General features: G+C 36.2%; 15 protein-coding genes and 2 tRNA genes. 13 read left to right on the top strand and 4 right to left on the bottom strand.

Translation table 11 applies throughout. The features are described 5' to 3' along the window. The first annotated feature begins 644 nt into the window (after positions 1-644). The 10 genes from M9897_05670 to M9897_05715 all read left to right on the top strand — a co-directional run bounded on the left by M9897_05670 (position 645) and on the right by M9897_05715 (position 10,754). Positions 645-2,357, top strand: coding sequence for a hypothetical protein (locus M9897_05670; GenBank protein MCO5268366.1), 1,713 nt, complete (start codon positions 645-647; stop codon positions 2,355-2,357). After that, positions 2,332-2,829 (top strand): hypothetical protein, encoded by a 498-nt coding sequence (locus tag M9897_05675; GenBank protein ID MCO5268367.1) that lies wholly within the window; start codon positions 2,332-2,334, stop codon positions 2,827-2,829. The genes M9897_05670 and M9897_05675 overlap by 26 nt, the downstream gene beginning before the upstream one ends. Continuing rightward, positions 2,811-3,635 (top strand): hypothetical protein, encoded by an 825-nt coding sequence (locus M9897_05680; protein ID MCO5268368.1) that lies wholly within the window; start codon positions 2,811-2,813, stop codon positions 3,633-3,635. Before M9897_05675 ends, M9897_05680 begins: the two co-directional genes overlap by 19 nt. Further along, positions 3,604-4,788: a polymorphic toxin type 46 domain-containing protein gene (locus tag M9897_05685; GenBank protein ID MCO5268369.1), complete on the top strand. Its 1,185-nt coding sequence runs from the start codon at positions 3,604-3,606 to the stop codon at positions 4,786-4,788. Before M9897_05680 ends, M9897_05685 begins: the two co-directional genes overlap by 32 nt. 3 nt (positions 4,789-4,791) lie before the next feature. After that, positions 4,792-5,091 (top strand): hypothetical protein, encoded by a 300-nt coding sequence (locus M9897_05690; protein ID MCO5268370.1) that lies wholly within the window; start codon positions 4,792-4,794, stop codon positions 5,089-5,091. A 76-nt stretch (positions 5,092-5,167) separates the two neighbouring features. Next, positions 5,168-5,620 (top strand): hypothetical protein, encoded by a 453-nt coding sequence (locus M9897_05695; GenBank protein MCO5268371.1) that lies wholly within the window; start codon positions 5,168-5,170, stop codon positions 5,618-5,620. Then, complete coding sequence (locus tag M9897_05700) at positions 5,590-7,512, top strand: LysM peptidoglycan-binding domain-containing protein (GenBank protein ID MCO5268372.1); 1,923 nt, start codon at positions 5,590-5,592, stop codon at positions 7,510-7,512. The genes M9897_05695 and M9897_05700 overlap by 31 nt, the downstream gene beginning before the upstream one ends. Beyond that, positions 7,494-8,024 (top strand): hypothetical protein, encoded by a 531-nt coding sequence (locus tag M9897_05705; protein ID MCO5268373.1) that lies wholly within the window; start codon positions 7,494-7,496, stop codon positions 8,022-8,024. Before M9897_05700 ends, M9897_05705 begins: the two co-directional genes overlap by 19 nt. Before the next feature lie 212 nt (positions 8,025-8,236). Beyond that, entirely contained in the window at positions 8,237-10,189 is a 1,953-nt protein-coding gene (locus tag M9897_05710; GenBank protein ID MCO5268374.1) for a hypothetical protein, read from the top strand. Positions 10,190-10,199: 10 nt separating this feature from the next. Further along, positions 10,200-10,754 (top strand): hypothetical protein, encoded by a 555-nt coding sequence (locus M9897_05715; GenBank protein ID MCO5268375.1) that lies wholly within the window; start codon positions 10,200-10,202, stop codon positions 10,752-10,754. 555 nt (positions 10,755-11,309) lie between these two features. Here M9897_05715 and M9897_05720 read toward each other — a convergent pair. Then, positions 11,310-12,371 carry a PDDEXK nuclease domain-containing protein gene (locus M9897_05720; GenBank protein MCO5268376.1) on the bottom strand — a complete coding sequence of 354 codons (1,062 nt, stop codon included), beginning with the start codon at positions 12,369-12,371 and terminating at the stop codon, positions 11,310-11,312. A 161-nt stretch (positions 12,372-12,532) separates the two neighbouring features. On the opposite strand from M9897_05720, the gene M9897_05725 reads away from it, so the two are divergent. Together M9897_05725 and M9897_05730 are read left to right on the top strand one after the other, a co-directional pair. Further along, entirely contained in the window at positions 12,533-16,747 is a 4,215-nt protein-coding gene (locus M9897_05725; GenBank protein ID MCO5268377.1) for a hypothetical protein, read from the top strand. 14 nt (positions 16,748-16,761) lie between these two features. Beyond that, the gene (locus M9897_05730) at positions 16,762-17,682 is read left to right on the top strand and encodes a hypothetical protein (protein ID MCO5268378.1); all 921 of its coding nucleotides are present in this window, start codon (positions 16,762-16,764) and stop codon (positions 17,680-17,682) included. A gap of 410 nt (positions 17,683-18,092) precedes the next feature. Here M9897_05730 and M9897_05735 read toward each other — a convergent pair. Further along, a tRNA-Leu gene (locus M9897_05735) sits at positions 18,093-18,177 on the bottom strand. Between the two features lie 19 nt (positions 18,178-18,196). Beyond that, a tRNA-Gly gene (locus M9897_05740) sits at positions 18,197-18,269 on the bottom strand. Positions 18,270-18,444: 175 nt separating this feature from the next. On the opposite strand from M9897_05740, the gene M9897_05745 reads away from it, so the two are divergent. After that, a complete protein-coding gene (locus tag M9897_05745) occupies positions 18,445-22,080 on the top strand; it encodes a PKD domain-containing protein (protein MCO5268379.1) in 3,636 nt (1,211 codons plus the stop codon). Here M9897_05745 and M9897_05750 read toward each other — a convergent pair whose 3' ends face one another. Continuing rightward, positions 22,081-22,758 carry an RluA family pseudouridine synthase gene (locus tag M9897_05750; protein MCO5268380.1) on the bottom strand — a complete coding sequence of 226 codons (678 nt, stop codon included), beginning with the start codon at positions 22,756-22,758 and terminating at the stop codon, positions 22,081-22,083. Position 22,759: the final 1 nt, after the last annotated feature.

The following is a 22,759-nucleotide window of genomic DNA, read 5'->3' on the forward strand; positions in this document are numbered from 1 at the left end:
TCAAATCTAAACGTTGTTATATATATTTTTCTTTACAAAATATTGGCTGTAATAATTTTGAATTTGATCCAGTTTTTTCCTATATAAAAGATAAATTTTCCCCTCATTACTACTTTTATATAAAAGACACTTTAATAATTAATTTAGAGAATAGAAAAAACGAAATACAATCTGATAGTAATGTTAACGCTAAGATTATTATTGATGGAGAAAGGAGAAATACAAATTTCATTCTAAAGCCTTATGAAAAGCTATATTTTAAAGTACAGAAAAACAAAAACAATAAAATCAAATTTATTAAAATATTATTGTCCAATTCTGAGACTTTGTATTTCCTAATAGATCGTAAGGAGCACCGCTACTTCCGAGACCCAAGCGAATAAAATTTTATCACCATTCCCCAATCTCCCTCATGAAAAGCCAACCCAAAGCGCGTCGGCCAGACAAAAAAGCGGGAAGCAGCGCGCGTGAATGGCAAATGCCCGTAGGGTCGTACGGTAAATACCCGTAGATACGTACGGTCGTACGTATCTACGGGTATTTGCCAGAGCGGGGAGGCAGCATTTTTTTGTCTTGTCTTTTTGCCTACTTTTTTGACAAGAAAAAAGTAAGGTGATAAATTAAAATTTTTGTATCTTTCGATTATGAAACGCACACTTCAAAACCACATACTCGATACTTTTTCTCCGATAGGAAAGCCCTATCAAAAAGAGTTTTTGGTGCGAAATATCTATGGAAGTTCCAGAATTGGAGCAACGAAAGAGGCGGTAAATATGCAAAACCCTAGTTTATTACCAAGCTACGGTATTTTAGGTAATAGAAACTATGAACTTTCAGACCACAGAGGGAACGTGCAAACGGTGATTAATGACATAAAATATCCAATTGAAAGCAATGGAAGCATTACAAGCTACGAAGTTGGGATAAGTAGTATTTCTGATTATAGCCCATTTGGCGTGGAGCTAGACGGCAGAACGATAGAAAATATTTTCCATTATCCAAATAGTTCAGTTGATACGTTATTTGTTTCAGATACCTTGTTTATCATAAACAACGACTTTGAAAATCCTACAATAACCACTAACGGCGTATCTACCTTTATTGATGGCTGGAAAGACTTCTCACAATCTACGATTTCCATTGAAAACACAGGGGGGAACAACCAATTAAAAGTTGTTTCCACTAATGGCACACACGGTATTCATCAAACATTTGCCATAGAAAACGGTGAAACTTATACGTTTGAAGTAGATTTAACAAAGGTTTCCGTACCCTCTGGTGTGGTAAATGTTGTCATCTACCAAGGGCCTAGCCCGGGTGTTCCATACAGCGTGCATGTGCTATCTTCCAATGGCACAAACACTTTTTCCTATACCGCAAATAGCTCCGATATTTACGTGCAAATACGCCAAAAAGGAACGTATTTATTAGATAATATCAGGTTGTATAGAGAGTATGAAGATACCGTGATTGTTGGAGGTTATGCAGCGAGTGGAGGATACCGCTATTCTTTCCAAAATCAAGAAAAACACGATGAAATCCGTGGAAAAGGGAAATATATTAATTATAAGTACCGTGGATATGACCCGAGGGTGGGGAGATTGGATTGGATGGTGGATCCGTTGGCGGATAGTTATCCGTGGAATAGCCCGTATGCGTTCAGTGAGAATAGGGTATTGGATGGTGTTGAGTTGGAGGGATTGGAGTTTGTGCCTTCTAATGATATGAAAAGAATAGATGTTTATATTATAGTATCCAATCATACAGATATAGAAAATGACTTTGAAAATATTTTAAATGAAGTTCAAGGTGGAGCATCTAGTTTTTTTTCAGATGAAAACACGGCATACAATTTTAAATTTATTAGAATTGAAGAATTAGCTACAAGAGGGGCTGAACTTCCGCTTGAAGGGGCAATGATTATGATGGACTTAAAAAATGTAAAAACTACAGATGATAATTATAATGGAACAACAAGTTATAAGGGAGGAGAAGCGCCCGTTGGTCAAACTATAAATGCAAATTTTAATTTAACTGTTTCAACTAATGGGAATATGCTTGATATAAAAGATATTATTAATGCCTTTATTCATGAAATTGGTCATTTAGGAGGTTTAAGGCATCCATGGGAAGAAGAAAACGTGGATGATATTAAACAGCCTGATTTTGAGGATATTAGATACAATATGGAAGAAAAGAATAAATTTAGAAATAACTTTATGAATTCGGGTAAAAACTCTGAGAATAAACTAAAACCTAGTGGAAGTATGACGCCCAAAACCAAAACGGAAGGACAATCAGAAGAAATGAAAAAGACAATCAAGAAAAATTATGATGAATATAAAAATTCTAAATAAAGTTATTATTATTGTTTTATTAGGCTGTATAATTTCATGTAACAATATCAAGAGAGTTACTTATACTTCAGACTATGAATATGCTGAAGAAACTTATGAAGTCTATTATGGACATATAATTAATGAAGCAACACAGAAAGAAAAAGACGAAGCTCTAAAGCATATTGGAAAGAATAACGTTGCCTTCTTTATTATGAGTTATGTAGAAGATTCAATTACCATAACTATTAATGATAAAGAATATTTTTCTGACAATTTAATAGTATTAGATTCATCTACATTCGGATATCAAAGCTTTAAATATTCACTTAAAAAAGGGAAAAATCCTGTTGTAAAGATTTACTCTCGCAAAACTAAAACAAAAATAGAATTTGTTTTGGATACACGCTATCCATCCATTCTATGTATGAATACTAAATACGGTAATAATTGGAGCTTTAGTTATAATTATAAATGGATTTACTTATATTAAAAGAAATCCGCAGAACTTTTGATAGCGAAAAGAAAAACATTATATTTGAGTATGACGCATTTGGCAATCAAATTGCGAAACACGTTTATAATTCAAATACCTTAATGCTTGAACGCAGTACATATTATTTGTTAGATGCCCAAGGCAATCAGTTGTCAATTTATGAGCATAGCGTAGATACGGCGACAAATGCTACCTATTATTATCTTACCGAGCGAAATATCTATGGAAGTTCCAGACTTGGAGCAACGAAAGAGGCAGTAAATATGCAAAACCCTAGTTTATTACCAAGCTACGGTATTTTAGGTAATAGAAACTACGAACTTTCAGACCACAGAGGAAACGTGCAAACGGTGATTAATGACATCAAATATCCGCTTGAAAGCAATGGAAACATTACGAGTTACGAAGTTGGTATTTCTCAAATTACCGATTACAGCCCATTTGGTGCGCCACTCGATGGTAGAACCATTGAAAATATTTTCCATTATCCAAATAGTTCAGTAGATACGTTATTTGTTTCAGATACTTTATTTGTGATTAACAACGATTTTGAAAACCCAGTAATAACCACTAACGGCGTATCTACCTTTATTGATGGCTGGAAAGACTTCTCACAATCTACGATTTCTATTGAAAACACAGGGGGGAACAACCAATTAAAAGTTGTTTCCACTAATGGCACACACGGTATTCATCAAACATTCGCCATAGAAAACGGTGAAACTTATACGTTTGAAGTAGATTTAACAAAGGTTTCCGTACCCTTCTGGTGTGGTAAATGTTGTCATCTATCAAGGACCTAGCCCGGGTGTTCCATACAGCGTGCATGTGCTATCTTCCAATGGCACAAACACTTTTTCCTATACCGCAAATAGCTCCGATATTTACGTACAAATTCGCCAATCCGGAACGTATTTATTAGATAATATCAGGTTGTATAGAGAGTATGAAGATACCGTGATTGTTGGAGGTTATGTGGCGAGTGGAGGATATCACTATTCTTTCCAAAATCAAGAAAAACACGATGAAATCCGTGGAAAAGGGAAATATATTAACTATAAGTACCGTGGATATGACCCGAGGGTGGGGAGATTGGATTGGATGGTGGATCCGCTGGCGGCTAAATATCCATATTATTCTCCGTATGCTTTTTCAGGGAATAGAGTTATTGATATGGTCGAATTAGAAGGTTTAGAGCCTGCAAACAGAGGAAACGCAGGAGTTTACTTTGGGTTAAGGGCAGGAGGTTCAAACCATGAAGATGCGCAGAAAGTAATAGACAAAATGACTAATGCTGAACGAAATGCTGTTGCACCTCTTACTATAGGAGCGGCAGTTGGAGTAGCTGTTGTAGTGGATATATTCGTTACTAAAGGTTGGATGTCAAGAACTATGGCCTGGTACATGTTAGGCAACGAGATAAATGCTACCGACCGATACAATGAGGCAAAAGCGAATGGAAACAAAGAAAGCGAAGCCAAGTACAAGGAACAAATGGAAACATATGGACCAGGTGCTACTATGAGTGCGTTTACCGAAGTAGCACCAGTTGTAGCTTCATCGATTATGAAAGGTGCCCGAAAAAGTTTGGCTATGAAGTGGATGGGTTCAGAAAGTAAAACAAAATATATTAATTTTAATAAACAAGTATATACAAAAACCTATACTGAGGGTTCTGTATTATATCAATATAGAGTCCCAGGAAAAAGTGAAGGGAGTTTTTTTGTAACCTCTTTAAGTGTCACTCCAGAAGAAGTTGGTTTGCTTTCTAGCAAATATACAGAAGTTTATAAAGTTACAACAACTGCTAAAAAGGTCAATGCACTAGTATCTACACATATAAAAGATGCAAAATACTTTGCAGATGGAGTTACTCCTGTAAAAGGAGGCGGCAAACAAATATTTTCCAAAGAGATTAATTCAAGCACAGCAAAATTTGAAAAAATAAACCCATAGATTATGAAACAACAACTTATTGGCTTAACACAAAATCTGAGAAACAGAGTTGAAGAATATAAAAAAACAAATCAATTCACAGACTATATCTTAAATCGTCAAGATATTCGATGTATTGAAATCATGATAAATCTAACTGAACTTGCATTGGAAAATGATTTAAAAATAAAAGAATGTGATTACCATTGGTTTCAGGGATCATATATAATTGACTATAATTTCAATGGAGAATGGGAAGATATTTCTGATTTGTATTCACAGATAATAGATATTCTTGAAAAAGAAAAGATGATTGTTATTTAAGAAAATCTATTGCAAGAATCCATAAAATCCATCGAGTTATAAAAAAGAATACTTAAACGCCTTTACCTATGATGCGATGGGGAATATAGAAAAGCAGATTCGGCACAACCGAGCGGGTGATATATTTGACAACTTAGAGTACCATTACCAAAAAGAGAATGGTAAGCTTGTAAGAAACCGTCTGTATAGTGTAAGCGATTACGCTCCAGCAAACGTAATGGATGATGATATTAAAGATATGATTGCATTTAATAGCGACCCTATGTTTATTGAAACCGCTAACAACTACGCCTACGATGCCGAAGGTCGTTTAGTGCGCGATGATCAAGAAGAAATCGACACCATTATCTGGACAGCCACTGGAAAAGTAAAAGAAATCCGCAGAACTTTGGCGAGTTCAAAAAAGAATCTTATTTTTGATTATACTTGTCCTGAGCTCGTCGAAGGAATAGTTTTGGCCAAAGAATTGCTAAGCACGTGTACAACAACCAAACAGATATGCTCGAAAAAAGTACATATTACATTTTAGATGCCCAAGGCAATCAATTGAGTATGTATGATTATTTGGTAGATACAGCTGAAAACACCGCCAAATACTATTTATCCGAACGGAATATTTATGGAAGTTCTCGTTTAGGAACCTTAAAAGATCCTCTAGAGGTATTTTCAGGCGTTCCCCTTCCAAGTTACGGAACAGTCGGCAACAGAAACTATGAGCTCAATAATCATTTAGGGAATGTGCTTGCTGTAATTAATGACATCAAATATCCGCTTTCTTCGGATAACACGAGTATTGATGCATATGATGTTGGTATCTCCAATGTATTTGATTATTCCCCATTTGGTGCGCCACTCGATGGTAGAACGATAGAAAACATCTTCCATCAAGGAACAAATTCTGATGTGCAAACGCTCCCAGATACGGTAGAGATTTACAAAAACAACTTTGACAATCCACCTGCAACAGGAAGTCCGTATTACAGCACGGAGGTAACCCTCAACAACAATCTTTCGAATACTGTTTGGTCAAGTTCAACGGGAGAATTCACCAACTTTAATGGAAAAACAGGAAAGGCAATTGCGATAAGTTCGGCAAGTGCAGATACTTCCTATATTACGCTTTCTTTTGATGTGGCAAACGGTTATGCGCTTGACATTGCGAGTTACAGTTTTTACCACAGAAGCAGTAATACGGGTTATGCAAACTATATTTTAACTGTAAATAACATGGAGGCAGGCAGTGGCTCAATTTGGGTCACGAGTGGCTCATCTCTTCATTTTACAGGAGTTGTGGATGTTTCCAATCCGATATCTGGACAAACTGGAACTGTAAGCGTTGTTTTAAAACTCTATGGGGGAATGCACGGCTATGGCGGCACGTTCCGAATGGATGATTTTACGCTCAATGGCTTTGTGGTGGAAGAGAATAGTGGAGGCGGAGCTTCTAAGTTTATTGTGAGTGGAGGATATAGGTATGGGTTTAACGGTCAGGAGCGTACAGATGAAATAAGTGGGGCTGGAAACCACACCACAGCTGAGTTTTGGGAATACGATAGTAGATTAGGAAGAAGATGGAATATAGACCCAGTTGTAAAACCACACGAAAGCCCTTATGCTACGTTTGCAAACAACCCTATTTGGTTTATTGACCCGAATGGGGCGGATTCGGCTTTAGCAAATGGAAGTAATACATGGATGTGGAATACAGAAGAAGGGGATACTTATTCAAGTATAAGCAAACGTACAGGGGTTGGAATTGATAATTTACGGGAGTGGAACGGATTTGTAGACACAAAGATTCCAACAGGAACATTATTACATATTTCAGACCCAACTGCAAAGGAACCTAGCACCTCTGCTCCAATGCAAACCCCTTTAGGTTCAATTCAATTACATATACTTGAACCGAATAGCGGAGATCGGGGAGCTAGAATGTACGTTGGAATAACGTTTACACCTAATGAAGCCAATAAAGACGAACAATTTGTATGGTTTCAAACAGTAGGGAATAATGACCCAGCGGAAAACTCTAGGCAACCTAACGCAAACGAAAGAACCTTGTTAAATAGTACTTTTTACACGAATGATAAGGATGCAGGAATGAGGGATGCTAGGGAATACGCAGGGAAACAACTTATACCTAGAAGAACTGTATTCAATCCACCAGCAGGAAGTACTGCATTTTTTGACGGACCTAGTAGAGCTCACATTGATAATGGAACAATAAAATGGGGGGCACACTTGCAACTGTATAAAAAAGTCGATGATACATATATAAAAGTGGGAACAATTCGATACGGTTTTACTATGCAAAATAATGTAATAACTCCGACTTTATTCCGATTTAATCCTAATACAAATAATGATGCAGATACTCAATATCACAATCAACAGTTTAAAGAATGGGATACAACACACTAATATATAAGAAAACAGTCATTTTATTATTTTTTATATTCTATTTGACTTCAAAAGGATATGCCCAAACATATTTTTATGTTCAACAAGTAGGAAATTATATTTCAGAAAGTGCTGTTATGCCTATCTTTATTGTACAAGATAGTGATTCAAATACTGTCCATAAGGAAGAAACAGGGGTTGAACTTTCAATTAATTCAAAATGTTTTGATGAGTTGGATAGTTTAATAAATATTTGTGGAGAGAAATTAAAATTCATTACTGATACAGTTTTCAGTAACAACATTTTTACGTGTTGTGATAATACCTTTCCCACAGGAAGTTATCAAATATTAAAATATGTGAATGCTGTACCAATAAGTGGCAAGTTAATACAGGGTGCTGATAATATGAAACTCTTTTTATGTTATTTAGACAATGAAATTGATGTGAATAATAACTGCAAAGGGGTTGTTGCTCATATACGAGGAGATTTAGAACTCAGTTTATATAGAATGATAGAGTATAAGAAATGAAAGTAAGATTAAATAAAGGGTTGCGTGTCAGATTAGCAGATAAAAATTAAAAAAACCAAACAATTATGAACAAATCAGACCGCGAAGCAGCACCGCCGCTACTTCCGAGATAAAAGCGACTAAAAACCTTCGTTACAACGAAGTATGATATATAAAGGGTTGTTTATTAGTTATTTATAAAATAAGAGTTGTAATTATTTTAAAGTTTAATTTTGGAACTACAACGCAGACTGGTAAAAGATAAGCAAGAAGAAATCGACACCATTATCTGGACAGCCACAGGAAAAGTAAAAGAAATCCGCAGAACTTTGGCTAGTGAAAAGAAAAACCTTATTTTTGATTATAATAGTTTTGGACAAAGAATTGCAAAGCACGTGTACAACAACCAAACAGATATGCTCGAAAAAAGTACATATTACATTTTAGATGCTCAAGGCAATCAGTTGAGTATGTATGATTATTTGGTAGATACGGCAGAAAATACCGCCAAATACTATTTATCCGAACGGAATATTTATGGTTCGTCTAGGTTGGGTACAACCAAAGATGTAGTTAATATGTTTAATCCTACAACTTTACCAAGTTACGGAACAGTCGGCAACAGAAACTATGAGCTCACCAACCACTTAGGAAATGTGCTAACTGTAATAAACGACATCAAATACCCATTAGCGGACAATGGAACGATAACGGGTTATCAAACTGGTATTTCCCATGTATTTGATTACTCACCTTTTGGTGCGCCACTCGATGGAAGAACGATAGAACAAACCCTTTACCAAGAAGTAACCACTTCAACAACTACGTACACCACGGAGTATGCTTTAGAAGAGCACTTTGATTCCTCTCCGAATTGGACCCCTTTAACGGCATTAAGTCAGGTGAGTTATCCGAGTCAGGTAATGCGGGTAAAAAACACCCAAACCACCAAGAAAACAATTGGAGCAACAGAAAGCTTTACCACAGGAGATGGCGTGCATAGTTTAAGTTTTAAAAGCATAGTTATTCCAAAAGATTTATGTCAAGCTATAATTATTAAGAATTCTTTAGCTACTCCTCAATTTAATCAAAACTTATATTTACAGGTTATTATACGCAACCAAAATGGCGTTGTTGTAGCCACGGACAGCATAAATGTTACGGGTAATTACCCTGATTTTCTTAATTTTACAGCAACTTCAGGTTACACATATTCTGTAGAGTTCGTTATGCGAAGTGTTTGCCGCTCAAATGCAGTCAATAATTACTTTGAGGTGGATGATGTGTTGATTACCTATGAGGAAGCAACAACCGAGGAGCATACGGAGTTTGTAGCGAGTGGGGCTTATCTATGGGGATTTAATACACAACAACGTGTAGATGAAATTAGCGGAAAAGGCAACCATTACACCGCAGAGTTTTGGGAATACTCGCCAAGGCTTGGGAAGAGGTGGAATTTGGATCCAGTTGTGAAACATCATTTAAGTGGCTATTCTGTTCTGTCTAATAATCCAATAATTATGATTGACCCGAATGGGGATACAGACTACTATAATTTGAGAGGTAAAAAAGTGGGAAGCGATGGCAAAGATAATGGATTAATAGGTGTTGTACATAGCAATAAGATTTCAAGACAAATTAAAAGGGCTAAATTCAAATTAGTTGAAACACCTGCAAATGGTGATAAATTTACTGGTGGTTTTATTATTCATAAAGATATTTTTTCAAAGACTGTTGAAATGGCAGGTTTAGCTAAATCTGATAGAGAATTATCTACAACTTTAGATAAAAATTTGGACGGTGGATATTCTTCGAGTCCAATATTAGAAGGAGATATAGTAGATTTAAATAAACCAAATCAAAGTGCAAGTGTTCCAGTGGCTAAAGGTGAAATAAGCATACATACCCATCCATTAGGTAGCGGAGGAATTGGAGGCACTTCATTTGATAACGAACCATCATTATTTTCTAATAACAATAAATATAAAAATGATGAACAGATGTTCAAAGAACATGAGATGAATATAATTATTGGTAATAGTCAATTCGCTAAACAGGTTGACAAATATTCTCCTAAAATGTCACAAGGTAGTTTGCAAATAAAAATATTTGGAAATGATATTGACAAAAAAATAGGAGTTATTGATGTCAAAGCAGCTAAAAAAATCAATAAGAAAATCAAATAAATTATTCAATATGAAGACGATTGTACTTAGCCTTTTGATTTTAATATTTAATAATTTATTCACTTTTAGTCAAGATACATTATACCTTAAAAACGCTCCAAATAAAAGCGACTTAAATTTTAAGTATTTATGTGCTGATTCAATGTTTACGATTATGAATGGGAAGGTAATAAATTTAGAATATATCGAAGATTCTGTTTTATTAGACTTTAATAATGAAATTTACTCCAAAGTAAAAAAATTTTATTTCATTATAAATAAGAGTAAGATTATTGATAGCTGTTCATATTATTTTTGGATAAAGTACGAACGAGATTTTATACCCTTTTTTGTGTTAGGTTATCTTATCAACGAATCAATGAATGGTATAAAATTTAATTTATACACCTATAAAAGAAGATTTTTTTCTTTAAAAAAAGAAAGAATAGGATTTGTTGTTAGTTTAAATTATGGGTATTCTAGTTTAACAGGTAAAGTTAAAAATGTGGGTGATTACTCACCAGAATGTGTGCATGAATGGGGTAGGGATCCTTGTGAATTGGTCGGGGGTCTCGTATCAGATTAGCAGAAGAAACTGAGTCGTTACTCCCAAGACAACAATGAACAAAAACCCTCAATCCAATGAAATGAATAACATAACATGTATTTCTCTGCCAAAATATCATCCGAAGCGCAATCTCTGCCCCGGCGTAGGGTGATAGCTTGCGAACGTGGCTGGCGAGATGTTTGTGGCAATTGGGCGAGTAAATTTACCAGTTCAATGCCAACAAACACCGCCAGCCAAGGAGCAACTAAAGCCCGAAGACGGAATTGGCAGCCAAAGAGAAAAGAGATTTCCTCCAACCTCCACGCCCTTGAAATCACCCCCACCAATCGAATGTACATCGCAGGGGAAAATGGGGCGTTTTTATACTCTCCGCAAGGAACAGGGCAGGGAGCTTCACCGCTGGTGGTTCAAAACCATGGCACGCAAAATTATTACTCCATAACGGGCGGCTACTACTCGCTGGCCGATTTACAGTATTAGGCTTAAACACGAAGATAAGATTTTTCTTAGCATAGATGCTAAAACGAAGCAGTTATTTCGGCTTGCGAGTAATAGCATGTTATGCGTTCGTTATTATTTTTTATTCTGCTCAATTAATAATTTTAATTCTTCTTTTGTTGGTAAAACTGTTTTATATCTACTTGCAAAAATATTTTCATTGCTTTCTGGTAAAGTAAATTCTACTACAGCATCGCTTTTATTCTGACAAAGGACTATTCCAATTGTTTTGTTCTCTTCTTTCATTTTAATTTCTCTATCGTAGTAATTTACATACATCTGCATTTGTCCGAGGTCTTGATGTTTTAGCTCTCCAACTTTTAAATCTATTAGTACAAAACATTGGAGAATTCTATTGTAAAAAACAAGATCAATTCTGAAGTGCTTATCATCAAATGAAATTCGCTTTTGACGAGCAACAAAAGAAAAACCATTTCCAAGTTCTAAAAGGAAAGTACCTATTTTACTAATCAATTGCTCTTCTAATTGACTTTCAGAATATTCAGGTTTCTCGGGTAATCCTAAAAATTCCAAAATATAAGGATCTTTTACAGCGTCTTTTGGTTTGTTTAAGATTAAACCTTTTTCAGACAGTTCTTTTACTTTAGCTTTATCTTTACTCAAAACTAAGCGTGTATATAAGGCTGAGTTGTATTGTCTTTTTAATTCACGGATACTCCAATTATTTTTGCTAGCTTCAATTTCGTAGAATTTCCTTTCACTTGGATTATCCATTCTCATAAGTGTCAAATAATGTGACCAACTTAGGGAAAAATCAGGTTTACTTTCATTTTTTGATGATTTCGCAGACGGTGTTTGCGATTTGTTTTCTAATTCTGCAGACAGTGTTTGCGTTTTTGAATAAACCAAGAAAAACTGCCTCATTTGCTCTAAGTTTCGTGCTGAAAATCCCTTACCAAATTCTTTAGAAAGCACGAAAGATAAATTTTTAATTACCTCTTTTCCATATTCAGCTCTTTCTTTTCCATCTTGCTCATTAACAACAATTCTCCTTCCTATTTCATAATAGGTTTCGACCATTGTTTTATTAATAGTATGCAGTACTCTTTTTCTTGCTTTTTGTAGCAAGTCAATTATTTGCTGATAAAAATCATTATTTGACAATTCATTTTTCATACTCCAAATATATGAAATTAAGATATTAGATGAGATTTAATTTATCGAATTTGAAATGGAGGAGTGCTGTACGTCAATGACGCATAACTCCCACCTTGAACGCTGGAAAGGATGTGTTTATAGCAGGGTCAAAGGGTAGAATACAAACCCAAAACCAGACAATGAAGTTTGTGAATACGCAGATTTATCTTCCAAAAATTCGGGATGTGAACTGTAGAAGCAATGCAGAAATCTCGTTTGTGGCAGACCATTTTGTAGCGCGGGCAACCAGTAATGGAGGAGGGGATTGGACGATTATACGTCCTGCTGCGAACCAAAACTCTAATGAGATTTATCGTAAGGTTTGGCGACTAGATAATGGAAGGACTTTATTACTTCGCAGTGGAAATGGAAATGCACTTGTATCAAGCCCTGATGGAACTACACAAACTGCTTTTGCTACTTCTAACCTGACGGCGATAGCCCAAGGGAAAACAGCAAACGAACTTTATTTTGCTGATGGCGCCGACATAAAACGAGTGGGATACAACAACTTAAATACGGCGACACTTGTTAAAAATCTTAGTACCACCGACACCATTTTCGATTTGCATGTCTTTGACAATGGTGACTTTGTAGCGGTAGGGAAAAACGAGCTTTTTAAGCATTATAAAGCAGCAAACGGCAATTTCTACACCTCTCCCACTTTCTCGAGTAACGAGAATTTCAGGGCTATTACCTTTACTGACCGTGTATCTGGAGTATTAGTCGGGGATATAAACGGCATTGGATTTTATTATAAATTAAACGCGGAGAACATTTCTACGGAGGGCTATTCCACAGAGTTTTTAGCGGAAGACAAATTCATCTTCTCCGCAGACCCTGAAGGCGTAAGCCAAGCAGATATCCGCACCGTTTCGGCAGCCTCTTCCACAGATTTTGTGATTGGTGGAAAACTCGGACAGATGGGTACTATGTATCCGTACGTAAGGCGAGTGTATGATGCAGGAAATCGGTACAGCAAGCGTTTTTATTACGACCGTTTGGGAAGAATCGTTGTGAGTCAGAATGCCAGACAACAGGCGGAAAACAAATTTGCTTATACCCTTTATGATGCCTTAGGTAGAACGGTGGAAGCAGGGGAGAAAACGGAAAACCCTGTAAATCAAACACAATTTGACCAAATTTTTGGTGCGCAGGTCAGCGGATACCTGAACCCAAGTACTATTGATGATGAGAAGTTACTCGCTTGGATTGCAAGTAGCGGGGCGCGTACCGAAGTAATGCATTCCTATTACGACTCTACGCTCTTGGATGTAGGAACTTATGCCCCTGATTTTGCGGTGAATTCCTCTACCCAGCGCTTGCGCATCATCCACACTACCTACGAAGACGTGTATGATGGGGATTCAACGACTTACGACCATGCTACGCATTATTCTTATGACATACATGGAAACGTAAAAACGCTCCTCCAAGACAACAAGCGTATGGCGGAAGACTTTCCTTCCATTGCCTCACAACGCTTTAAACGCATGGATTATACCTACGATTTGATTTCAGGAAACGTGCAGCGGATGAGCGTTCAAAATGGAAAAGCCGACCAGTGGCACCACGGCTATGTCTATGATGCTGACAACCGAATTACGGATGTGTTTACCAATACAGCAAGTCCATTAACCGCAAGCCCTTTTACCAATGACCTTGCCAATGAGCTTGCTCATAACCTGGATTGGCAACACGATGCGAAGTATTACTACTACGACCACGGGCCGCTGGCAAGGGTAGAAATTGGAGAGAATGCCCTGCAAGGGGTGGATTACTATTACACGCTTCAAGGCTGGCTAAAAGGGGTGAACTCCTCGGTCTTAAAGAACGAGAATGATCCCGGAGAGGACGGAGTTTCTGGCTCTGTGAATGCCCTTTTTGGAAAGGATGTGTTCGGGTTTAGTTTGGATTATTTTAAAAATGATTACGCAGCCATTGGTGGGGGTACACCACTTGCAAGTGTGAATGCAGGTAGTCATCCAGATAACAACTCTCACGACCTGTATAATGGAAACATCCGTTATATGCAAACGGCTCTTACCAATCCACTGGATAAAACAAAAATGCCGATGCTGAATGCGTATAAATACGATCAATTGAATAGGCTCAAAGAAAGCAGAAGTTATGAAAATGGGCTATCGGGTAATGCATGGAATCCAGCAAACTACGGAGACGAATATTACAATGCTTTTACCTATGATGGAATGGGGAATATAGAAACTCAAAAGAGGCATTTGCGTAACGGAACACAAATCGAAGACTTGACTTATCGTTATAGATATGATACTAACAATAAACTTTTGCGTAATCGACTGTACCATATCAACGACAATATTGCTTCAAATGTTGATGACACGGATTTAGACGACCAAGGGCCTTTCAATAGCGACCCAATGTTTATTGAAACAGCCAACAATTATGTACGAGATAAGAGCGGTAGATTAATCAAAGACCGACAGGAGCACATTGATACTATCATTTGGACAGCAAATAATAAAGTAAAAAGTATCATCAAAACGCCTGCGGATACCTTAAAAAATGTTACCTTTGAGTATGACGCGTTTGGTAATCAAATTGCAAAACACGTTTATAATTCAAATACCTTAATGCTTGAACGCAGTACATATTATTTGTTAGATGCCCAAGGCAATCAGTTGTCAATTTATGAGCATAGCGTAGATACTGCGACAAATGCTACCTATTATTATCTTACCGAGCGAAATATCTATGGAAGTTCCAGACTTGGAGCAACGAAAGAGGCAGTAAATATGCAAAACCCTAGTTTATTACCAAGCTACGGTATTTTAGGTAATAGAAACTACGAACTTTCAGACCACAGAGGAAACGTGCAAACGGTGATTAATGACATCAAATATCCGCTTGAAAGCAATGGAAACATTACGAGTTACGAAGTTGGTATTTCTCAAATTACCGATTACAGCCCATTTGGTGCGCCACTCGATGGTAGAACCATTGAAAATATTTTCCATTATCCAAATAGTTCAGTAGATACGTTATTTGTTTCAGATACTTTATTTGTGATTAACAACGATTTTGAAAACCCAGTAATAACCACTAACGGCGTATCTACCTTTATTGATGGCTGGAAAGACTTCTCACAATCTACGATTTCTATTGAAAACACAGGGGGGAACAACCAATTAAAAGTTGTTTCCACTAATGGCACACACGGTATTCATCAAACATTCGCCATAGAAAACGGTGAAACTTATACGTTTGAAGTAGATTTAACAAAGGTTTCCGTACCCTCTGGTGTGGTAAATGTTGTTATCTACCAAGGGCCTAGCCCGGGTGTTCCATACAGCGTGCATGTGCTATCTTCCAATGGCACAAACACTTTTTCCTATACCGCAAATAGCTCCGATATTTACGTACAAATTCGCCAATCTGGAACTTATTTATTAGATAATATCAGGTTGTATAGAGAGTATGAAGATACTGTGATTGTTGGAGGTTATGCAGCGAGTGGAGGATACCGCTATTCTTTCCAAAATCAAGAAAAACACGATGAAATCCGTGGAAAAGGGAAATATATTAATTATAAATACAGAGGATATGACCCGAGGGTGGGGAGATTGGATTGGATGATGGATCCGCTGGCGGATAGTTATCCATGGAATAGCCCGTATGCGTTTAGTGAGAATCGGGTTATTGATGCTGTGGAATTGGAGGGATTAGAAAAGAAATCTGTTCATAGAAGAAAGAACCCTAAAACTGGTGGAAATTTTAGTGGTACTACTTGGTTAGGAAATTCATTGGGTATTGCAGCAAAAGGAAAGTACACAAGAAATATAGTTTGGAGAGGGTCTAATAATAGGACGATGGAATCAAGAGGAAAAGAACCTACTCCACCAGTTTGTGAATTAACAACCTATGTAGACGTTATTAGAAGAATTACTATAGATTCTTATACTAGAAGAGTCAAAGATTCGGGGCCTTTGGAGGTTAGAGAACGAACCTACGGAGGGGAGAACAGTGTTACGATAAACTTTGATTTTTTGTCAATTCCAGATTTTCTTCAAATAACAGATATTGAAACAGGTGAGGTTTTTCATAATAAAGAAGTAGAGGGAAGGTTTACTTTTAAAACACTTCCTGGTCAGAAGGTCAAAGTAAGAGTTGAAGCTAATACTGCTTTTGAAATGAAGGCAACAGAAGATGTAGAGATAAAAAAGGTAATAGAGGTAATACGAGAAGTAAAAGGGAACTTTAAGAAGCCTATATCAAGAAGTATAACTGAAACGACTCCAGAGCCGAATGAACCGACAGGAAGAAGGAAAGAGTCTGTTGAACCATGTGAGTGTTCCCAATCGGATGACACTGAATAGATAAGAAGTTAATTATGCGTAAATGGGGTTTCTTATTGATACTTTTTCTTTTACCTTTCTATTTGCTTGGACAAGACTATGAACGTATTGACTCTATTGCCAAATCTTTTCAAAGTAAAAAATATAACGATATAGAGTCTTTGGTTGGAGACCTAGTCAAAGAAGCTAGGACGGACGAAGAAAAATACAGAGCTTTCTACACCTATATGGTAAATACTTTTTCATATTCTTATTCAAATTATAGCAATAAAAGTTCATTCAAAATGAAAAAAGGGGCTTGTAGCACCCTTTCAAGTATTTATAAAGAAATGTGTGATCTAGCAGGCTTAGAATGTCATAATGTAGTAGGGTTTATAAAATCAGATTATTTACCTTTGTCTTTTTTTGATTTCATTTTTAATAGGGTCAACCACGAATGGAATATTATTAAGATTAATAATGAATATGCGTATGTTGATGTAACTTGGGGATTAAAAGATGTCTATTTCGTTAATAAAAAAAGAATGGAAAAGGAAGAAGAACCAATTTATTATTTTTTTGCTCCATCTCTACATAATTTTAATCTTTCTCATTTTACAAAAAAAAAGAAATGGGGATTAGAAAATAACTCTTTTTTTAGGTTTAATAAATATCCTGTGATTTTGGGCGACTTTTACCGTATTTGTGACTCAATTATAGAAATACCTGAAAAGTATAAACATAAGGGAAATGAATTTAAAATAGTTGTAGATACTCAGTTAGTATTAAAAAACTTCTTAATTATTGGAGGAAAAGGAAAAATAAGGATTTCACCTGATAAAATAATACTAGACGAAACTTTAGGATACGCAGAACTAATTTTTAATATTTCAAAACTTTCCAGAAATGAAAGTTTTGGGTTAAGTTATTTATTTGATGATGGCTCTAATTATGTTTTGAAATACATTAAGAAATGATTTTATTGGAGAGGCTATTTTCAAACGCCGCGACGCTACTTCCGAGACAAAAGCGAATAAAAACCTTCGTTACAACGAAGTGTGAGATATAAGGAGGTGTTTATTAGTTATTTATAAAATAAGGGTTATAATTTTATTAAAGTTCCCCAATCTCCTCCTGAAAAGCCAACCCAAAGTGTGTCGGCCAGACAAAAAAGCGGGAAGCAGCGCGCGTGAATGGCAAATGCCCGTAGAGACGTACGATCGTACGTCCTTACGAACATTTGCCAGAGCGGGGAGGCAGCATTTTTTTGTCTTGTCTTTTTGCCTACTTTTTTGACAAGAAAAAAGTAAGACATAAACTGTAGCCATTAAATGAATTAGTAGTACTTCTATAAAACAAAAAAGCCTTGATTAGTCAAGGCTTTTTGTACTCGGGGCGGGACTTGAACCCGCACGAACGCAATGCTCATTGGATTTTAAGTCCAACGTGTCTACCAATTCCACCACCCGAGCAGCATATTTTGAGTGGCTGAGCGAGAAACGGGATTCGAACCCGCGACCCCAACCTTGGCAAGGTTGTGCTCTACCAACTGAGCTATTCTCGCTTGTTTTCAATTACTCAAAGTATCGTTATACTTTAGCGGGGACAAATATAGTATATTTTTTATCTAATCAATGATGAAACCTAGAAATATTTAAAAAAAATATTTTTCTTTTATAGCAACTTTGTATTTTTGTTATACGTTATATGATATATACGTTAATATTCACATGGCTACTATGAGAAATATAAAATTTTTATTTTTAGTGATTATTTTATTTGCAAGTTCAAATATATCTACATCATATTCACAATCAACAAAAGGAAAGGATTTCTGGTTTGGATTTATGTATAATCTAATTGTAGTCCAGCCTCAAGTATATATATCCTCTGACGCTCCTGCAAGTGGAACTATTACAGTACCTGGTATAGGATTTACCCAAAATTTCAATTTACCTGGAGGGACAACACAAAAATTTACACTTCCTTTATCTGCTGTAACTCCTTATACTGAAGGAACTCATAACTTAGCAGTACATGTTCAGTCTTGTGAAGAAATAACCGTTTATGCTGTGAATCCTGGAAATGCTTCTGCGGATGCAACTATTGTAATACCAACTAGTGCTCTTGGTTCACAATATTATGCTTTAAACATGTCAGGTAGTCCTGGAGATTGGGGGGATGCGGCTCTTATAGTTGCAACAGAAAATAATACCAGTATCGAAATTATTCCAAGTGTAAATACTGATGGCGGAAAACCTGCAGGTGTTCCGTTTACTATTACTTTAAATCAAGGAGAGAGTTATCAACTGACACATCTTTCTGGTACAGCAGATTTAACAGGAACGTCAATAAAAGCATCTAATAATGGTGGTTCATGTAAACCATTTGCAGTCTTTTCCGGAAGTCAATGTATTAATATAGGAGGTTGTGTGGCATGTGACCATTTGTATGAACAGTTGCTACCTAATAATAGTTTAGGTAAAACCTATGCGGCAATTCCGCATGCACAAAGAAATAGAACTCATTATCGTGTTTTGGCTATTCAAAATAATACAAAAGTATATCTAAATGGTACATTGGTAACCACATTGAATGCTGGACAATTTTATCAATATGGTGATAATAACTTTACATTGATTACGGCTGACAATCCAGTTATGGTTATGCAGTATGCAGAAGGAACATCTTGTGGTGGACCTGGAGATCCATTTGAAGTGCTTCTATATCCGGTTGAGCAATCATTGGAAAATATTACTTTCAATGCCTTTCAAACGCCGTTGGTAACTAATTATTGGATTAATGTTCTCGTCAAAACAGTGAATGTCCCCACTGTAGTGTTGGATGGAGCGAATGTGTCGGGAAGTTTTAGTCCCTTTCCAGCAGACCCAACCTATAGCTATGCACGAATTAGTGTAACACAAGGCGATCACACTTTGTCTTCACCAGGAGGCGCGACAACTACCGTATATGGATGGGGAAATGCAGAATCTTTTGGATATTGTGCCGGTGCAGCCATAAAAGACCTGACAAATGACTTTGATATTGTTACTACTCCAAATTGTCCAAATAGTAATATTAATTTCTCGGCGACCACTTCTCCATTAGTAACTAGTTATACATGGGATTTTGGTGACGGCTCTGCTAATGTTGCTGATACGATAGCTACACATTCTTACCCTCAAGCAGGTTCATATAATGTAACTCTTACTATGACAAAGACCAATGCTTGTGCAGTTGTTGTTAAAAAACCTGTAGATATATTTGATTTGCCCATTCGAATTAATCAAAACGACACGGCTGTATGTTCTGGAATGACATTTAATCTATCTGTTAATTTAAGCGACTCCTTTCAAGTGGTACAAGTAACGGGATGTAATGATACGATCCTAAAAAATGTATATATGCAGTATGATAATGTATATTGGAGCACAGGGCAAACTGGAACAAGTATTCAGATAACACCTACATCAGATACTATGATATATGTGTATGGTGAACAAACTGGTTCAGATTGTACTGCGATAGATTCAGTCTTTATTCAGGTTCAAAATTTAGATGTTGATTTTGATTTAACGAATGTTTGTCAAGGAAATCAAGTCTGTCTCACAAACCAAAGCACAACGAATCAACCCATAGTCAATAGTAGGTATAATTTGGATGGCACGCTACTGACAAGTAATAATCTGGATTATTGCTTTACAGGAACAAATTCGGGCACTTTTAATGTTAAGCTTTATATTGAAACAAGTATTGGATGTAGAGATTCTATAACAAAACAACTAACTATTTTCCCCAAACCTACTGCAGACTTTACTTTCACTAATGTTTGTAAAGGAAACCAAATGAATTTGAATAATACTACATCTGTTACAGGAAATGGCACTATGACATATACTTGGGATGTTGATAATAATGGAACAACAGATTACACTACTCAAAATATACAGCATCAATATCCTAATAGCGGTGTTTATACTGTTAATTTGATAGCAACTACAGCTGATGGGTGTAAAGATACAGTAGATCATCAGGTTACCGTGTATGCACTTCCAATCGCAAACTTTACGGCAACTTCTGTTTGTGAAGATGATGTAACCAATCTCACAGATGGTTCTACGATTACTCCAGTTGATAATGATGTAATTTCTACTTACGCTTGGAATTTTGGAAATGGAAGTACCTCCAATCAGCAAAATCCTACTGTGTCCTATGGGCAGGAAAATGTATACAATGTATCCTTAGTAGTTACAACTAACTACGGATGTAAAGATACTGTTACACTTCCTGTAACTGTATATCCATTGCCTCATGTAAACTTCTCCCCAACAGATGTATGTTTGAACTTTGCTACACAATTTTCAGATAATTCAACCATTAGCAATGCACATACTTCCAATTCAAATGTACAATGGGCATGGGATTTTGCCGATGGAACAACTTCTACACAACAGAACCCTTCCCATACTTATGCATCAGATGGTAGTTATAATGCTACATTGACTGTAACTTCAAATCATAATTGTGTAAATGACACTACTATAAAAGTAACTGTATATCCATTGCCTGTGGCTAGTTTTGTTGGACAAAATTTAGAAGGTTGCGCTCCGCTGTGTCCTACAATAACATCTACTTCAACTGTAAATTCCCCATCTATATTGTCAAAATATGAGTGGACGCTTTCCAATGGGAAATCATACTCAGGTAATTCATTTACTGATTGTTTTGATAATATAACAGGAATGGATGTGAGCTATGATGTTAATCTAAAGGTTACCTCTGATAAAGGATGTGTTAGCCAAACAAGCACTCCTAATTATATTAAAGTATATCACAATCCTATTGCAGATTTTTACTTTACCCCTAGTAATCCTGATGTTATCAATCCGGATGTAGATTTCCATAATACTTCTTTATATGCAAATTCTTATTATTGGGTAATTGGTGATAATATTTCTTCGGAATTTGAACCAGATGTGGAATTCCCTTATGAACCAAAAATATATGATGTTTTGTTAATTGCCTCTACAGATAAAGGATGTACAGATACAGCTCGTAGTGTTGTAGATGTGAAAGATAAGGTGATTTTCTATATTCCAAATACATTCACTCCGGACCATGATGAATATAATGAAATGTTTAAACCTATTTTTGCAAGTGGCTATGATCCGCAAACATATACTTTATTGATCTTTGACCGTTGGGGAGAAATTATATTTGAATCTCATGATGTGAATGTAGGCTGGAAAGGTACTTATGGCGTAGATTCTAATACAATAGTTAAAGATGGAACCTACCTCTGGAAAATAGATTTTAAAGAAACAATGTCAGACAAACACCATACTTATACAGGACATGTTAATGTGTTAAAGTAGTTAGTTATTTTCTTCGAACCATTTCCATAAAGGTTCGTTAGGTACTTTAGCAGTAATTGAGATTATTTCCTTTTTAATTGGATGTTCAAAAACAACCTTACGCGCATGTAATGAGATCCCTCCGTCTTTATTGGCTCGTTTAGCACCGTACTTTAAATCACCCTTAATGTGACAACCTATGTGTGCTAATTGAGCTCTGATTTGATGATGTCTTCCAGTATGTAAGGCAATTTCTAGGAGATAATAATTATCGCTCTCGGCAATTAATCTATAATCAAGAATGGCTTCTTTGGCATCTTTTTTAGAAGCATCTGTAACGTAACTCTTATTTTGTTTCTCATTCTTTACAAGATAGTTGCGAAGAGTTCCACTTTTATTAGGTGGTTTTTCTTCTACAATTGCCCAATATGTTTTTTGAACGCCGTTGGTTTTAAATAGTGCATTCATACGAGAAAGAGCCTTACTTGTCTTAGAAAATATCACAATACCAGAGGTAGGTCTATCTAAACGATGAATAACTCCACAAAAGACATTTCCAGGTTTGTTATACTTTTCAGCAAGCCAACTCTTAATTTCTTCGGGTAGCGGAGTGTCTCCTGTTTTATCACCTTGAACGATATCACCAACCGCTTTATTGACAGCAATCAAGTGATTATCTTCATAGATGACATCTAGCATA

The sequence above is a fragment of the Brumimicrobium sp. genome, assembly GCA_023957385.1.
In the GTDB taxonomy this organism is placed as follows: Bacteria; Bacteroidota; Bacteroidia; order Flavobacteriales_D; family Crocinitomicaceae; genus Brumimicrobium.